Annotated in this window: 6 protein-coding genes; 4 read left to right on the forward strand and 2 right to left on the reverse strand. The window is 51.0% G+C overall.

Annotation, left to right across the window (positions count from 1 at the left end):
- The 3 genes from QCH34_RS13320 to QCH34_RS07340 all read left to right on the forward strand — a co-directional run.
- A partial coding sequence (locus tag QCH34_RS13320; protein WP_366898440.1) for a nucleolar RNA-binding Nop10p family protein occupies positions 1–81 on the forward strand: 81 nt, incomplete at its 5' end.
- A complete protein-coding gene (locus QCH34_RS07335; RefSeq protein ID WP_300332337.1) occupies positions 69–818 on the forward strand; it encodes a proteasome assembly chaperone family protein in 750 nt (249 codons plus the stop codon). The genes QCH34_RS13320 and QCH34_RS07335, both read left to right, overlap by 13 nt.
- Before the next feature lie 2 nt (positions 819–820).
- The gene (locus tag QCH34_RS07340) at positions 821–1,936 is read left to right on the forward strand and encodes an endonuclease Q family protein (protein WP_300332339.1); all 1,116 of its coding nucleotides are present in this window, start codon (positions 821–823) and stop codon (positions 1,934–1,936) included.
- Positions 1,937–2,012: 76 nt separating this feature from the next.
- Here QCH34_RS07340 and QCH34_RS07345 read toward each other — a convergent pair whose 3' ends face one another.
- A complete protein-coding gene (locus QCH34_RS07345; protein ID WP_300332341.1) occupies positions 2,013–2,258 on the reverse strand; it encodes a hypothetical protein in 246 nt (81 codons plus the stop codon).
- Positions 2,258–2,464: a hypothetical protein gene (locus tag QCH34_RS07350; RefSeq protein WP_300332343.1), complete on the reverse strand. Its 207-nt coding sequence runs from the start codon at positions 2,462–2,464 to the stop codon at positions 2,258–2,260. Before QCH34_RS07350 ends, QCH34_RS07345 begins: the two co-directional genes overlap by 1 nt.
- Positions 2,465–2,753: 289 nt before the next feature.
- Between QCH34_RS07350 and QCH34_RS07355 the strand changes: the two genes are divergently transcribed.
- On the forward strand, positions 2,754–4,556 hold a 1,803-nt coding region (locus QCH34_RS07355; protein WP_300332345.1), incomplete at its 3' end, for a kelch repeat-containing protein.

The raw sequence follows: 4,556 nt of genomic DNA on the forward strand, positions 1-4,556 counted from the left end.
GCTCCGGTTCACCCACCTCGTTTTTCTCCGCAGGATCGGTATGGTAAGTACAGGAGGCAGATGCGTACATGGATCCGGTAACAATCTCCTATGCTGTTGAAAATACAGATGATTACAGGGCATCAATATTAATTGAAGGCCTTCCCGGTGTCGGCCACGTCGGCAAGCTTGTCGCTGATCATATCGTCGATGAGCTGGATGGTGTACTCCTCGCCAGGATCATCTCGCACCATTTTCCACCCCAGGTCTTTATCAATAAGGAAGGGGTGGTTAATCTTCCGAAGAATGAGCTTTACCTGGTGAGATCTGAGCCTCCGCTCCTTCTTCTGACAGGCGACTGCCAGAGCACCTCCCCTGAGGGGCACTATATCCTCACAGAGGAGTATCTCAATCTTGCAGAACAGTTTGGCGTTCAGCGGATCTACACCCTCGGCGGATACGGTGTCGGGCGGCTTGTCGATGAGCCACGGGTCCTCTGTGCTTCAGATCGGCCTGAGCTGATCGAGGAAGCGGTGAATGCAGGCTCGGTCTTTTCACAGGAGGAGCCTCCCGGCGGGATCATCGGTGCCGCCGGACTCCTCATCGGCCTTGGCGCTCTCCGTGGGATGGAGGGTGTTGCCCTCCTCGGCGAGACCTCCGGGTACCTCGTCGATCCGATCAGTGCCGGTTCCGTCCTGACAGTCCTCTCGAAGATGATCGGCCTTGAGATTGATCCTTCACGCCTTCAGGAGACCGCTGCGGAACTTGAGGGGGCTCTTGAGAAGCTGAAAGAGTCCGAACAGGATCGCGAGCAGGAAGAGCTCTCCTATATCGGATAGGCATGCCTCAGGTTGCAGCAGATATCCATATCCACTCCTGTTTTTCGATGGCAACGTCGAAGGATATGGTTCCTGACCGCATCCTCTCCGGGTGCCGGACCAAAGGGATTGCTGCAATCGGGACTGGTGATGCACTTCACCCAAAATGGCGGGAGATGTGGGAGGATGTTTCAAATGACTCCGGCATCATCATCCTGCCGACAACCGAGGTTGAGGATGAGAACCGGGTACACCACCTGATTGTAGCAGAGACCCTTGACTCATTTGCGGTGATGCAGGAATCATTCACTCCGTTCTGTTCCCACCTTGAAACCGCCGGTCGACCGCATATCCGGCTGAAGGGGGAGGCGATTGCAAAAACCGTCCATGAGGCAGGCGGCATCATCGGCCCTGCCCATGCCTTTACACCGTGGCGATCCGTATATGCCGCCTTCTCTTCACTTGCTGACTGTTATGGTGAAGAGGAGGTATCCTATCTCGAACTCGGCCTCTCGGCAGACAGCCGGGATGGTGCTGCGATCGAGGAGCTTGCGGGAATTCCATTCCTCACCAACTCGGATGCACACAGCCCTGTCCCCGAGAAGCTTGGCCGAGAATGTACCATCCTTGACCTGAAGAGAATGGATGTCTCTTCCCTCCTCCCGGCGATACGGGAGAGCCGGATCCTGATGAATATCGGGTTCTTCCCCGAAGAAGGCAAATACAACCGGACTGCCTGCACCCGCTGCTACCACCAGTATACGCTTGAAGAGGCAGTTGCTCTGAAATGGCGGTGTCCGCATGACAAGGGGCGGATCAAGAAGGGTGTCTCGGATCGTGCCCGGGAGCTCTCCGGCGAAACCAGAACAGTTCGCCCCCCCTATATCCATATCATCCCGCTTGCCGAGATCATCGCAAACCGGCTCGGCACCTGCTCTCCACGGACAAAGAAATGTTCAGCCCTCTATGATGAGCTGATTAAAACCTTCGGCGATGAACTTTCGATCCTGCTTCATCTTCCGACAGAGGAGATCCGATCGGTTCATCCGGGCGTTGCCGATGCCATCGCCGCCTTCCGTGAGGGGAGGGTAACCCTGCATCCGGGCGGCGGCGGGCAGTACGGGACGTTCTCGGTGTAGTTAATGTGCATGTTATTAACTGAAAAAACTTGAAAAATTATAATAACAATCTCATATCCTCAAACATTCCAATTACTTAATGTTCCTTTGAATCCAGAAGAACTCTCAATTTTCTATGGATATCGATGATCTCAACAGTGAGAAAAAATAGTAAAAAGAATACAAGAAAATAAAGTATTGCCATTAAAAGAATATCATTTTTATTTAATTCTGTTGAAGATAAATAAGAGGGGAGCATCTGAACCACAAACGCGACTATAACCCCTCCATATAAGACAATTTTCCATGTGTTATCTTGAATATTTATGGAAATATTTACCATTATAGGCCTCCTCTACCACCAATTCTATTGCCCAACATTGCAAAAATTGCGATAATAAAAACTACCAGCAAAATAATTCCAACGAGAAAAACTAATCCACTTTCTTGACCTAAAGCAGATGCTATTTGTGGTAAAATCCAAAAAAAGAAAAGTATGACCATAACAATTGCAATTATCAATCCAAAAATTTCATCCATGAAGCCCATTTAATTTATGATTGACTTTCTATTACAAAAAACTTTTTATAAAACTATTTTCCGTCGTTTAATAGCGTGATAAAACCAAACCTTGTTAAGTTCATTATCCAAGATTTACCCTTGCATCGCGATCGCTGAATTGGAATTGCTGCCTCTTGTTCTATCCCGATTTGATATTGTCAAGCAATTAATAATCGTCAAACTCCTCCCATCCTAATCTCTCCCACCTCCAGCTCAGCTCCAAGAACCTTTATTTCCCCTTAAATCGGTTATACTATACAGAATACGAGTTAAGCTTATGATACACTCTTCCAATATCCCCGATCAACTGCGGCTGAAACGTGCCTTGATACGCCCTTTGTCTCTTCTCTCTCTATCTCTCTCTCTTCTGTTGTTGCTCTCTTTCTGTGTCCTGCCTGTTTCTGCACAGGCACCTGTTGCTAACTTTACAGCAAACACCACAACCGGCCACCAACCGCTTGGCGTCCAGTTCACTGACACATCCACCGGAACACCGACTGGCTGGGCATGGTATTTCGGCGATGAGCAGTTTGATGGTGCATGGCAGGAGGTGAACGCGAGTTCAGGGTGGTCGAAACGGTTTCGTCATACAAGTGTGGTTCTTCCTGATGGGAATATTGTGTTGATGGGTGGGAATGAAGGTGCTGATCCATGGTTTATAAATGATACCTGGCGTTCCGTCGATAAGGGTGCAACCTGGCAGCTGGTGAATGGGAGTTCCGGTTGGTCTGCACGTGATGGCCATACAAGTGTTGTCCTTCCGGATGGCAGCATTGTGCTAATGGGGGGTAGCAGCTCCATAAAATCTAATGATACCTGGCGTTCTGTCGATCAGGGTGCAACCTGGCAGTTGGTGAATGGGAGTTCTGGTTGGTCTGCACGTGAAGGCCATTCAAGTGTGGTTCTCACTGATGGCAGCATTGTACTTATGGGTGGTCATGCAGTTTCAAGAATGAAGGATGTCTGGCGTTCTGAGGATCTCGGTGCAACCTGGGTCCAGATGACTGATAATGCCCAGTGGTCTGCACGGGAGTATCCCACGAGCGTGGCTCTCCCTGATGGAAGCATCGTTATGATGGGAGGTCAAGATGTATCTCGTACAAATGATGTCTGGCGTTCTGTGGATCAAGGCGCAACCTGGACACAGCAGACCCCTGCCGCTGAGTGGTCGGCACGATGGGATCAATCAGGTGTGCTTCTCCCGGATGGGAGTTTAATCCTGATGGGAGGTCAAGATGGATCTCCTAAGAATGATACCTGGCGTTCTATCGACAATGGTGCAACCTGGCAGCTGGTGAATGGGAGCGCCGGTTGGTTGGGACGATTACGACATTCGAGCGTGGTTCTTCCTGATGGGAGTATCACTTTGATTGGGGGTTATAATTCACATAATAATTATTTTAATGACACCTGGCGTTTAGAGACCGCCGGTTCAGCCGCACAGCATCCGCTCCATATCTATCCGGACATCGGCACTTTCAGGGTGGCTCTTCAGGCATTCAACAACGATGGATTCAACAACAAGATCGTAGCCGATTATATCATGGTGACAGCCGTGCCTACCCCTGCACCGACACCCAGCCCCTCCAGCGATAGGGCTGAGGAGAGTCCGGTTCCAACCGTCTCAGGGGTTGGAGCGGTCTCCTTCCTGCAGGGGAGGACCGGACAGGTGCTCCAGAATTACGAGGTGAGTTCGCCGGAAGGAACAGCACAGGTGTATCTGGAGATCGGAACAACCGCTCTTGGGCCAGATGGGAAAGCGGTCGGGAGCATCACGGTGGAAGGGATCGAGCCAGATGATCTTCCCGGTATCCCTGGTGCACCTGGTGACCCGGATGATCCGGATATGCCTGACAGCCCTGCTCTCCCTGATGGCGGCGCCTTCATGGTGGCCGGCACCGGGCATGCGGTTCTCTGTTCACCCGCCGGTGCGAGCTTCTCCCCTCCCGTTCCCCTGACGTTTGCGTTCTCTCCTGAAGAATGGGAAGAGGTACTCGCTGATGCAAACGGCATTATCGAAGCTCTTGTTATCCAGTGGTATGATCCAAAGACCGGATTGTGGGAGGAGATGCAGACGATT

The sequence above is a fragment of the Methanocalculus sp. genome (assembly GCF_029762515.1).
Lineage (GTDB): Archaea > Halobacteriota > Methanomicrobia > Methanomicrobiales > Methanocorpusculaceae > Methanocalculus.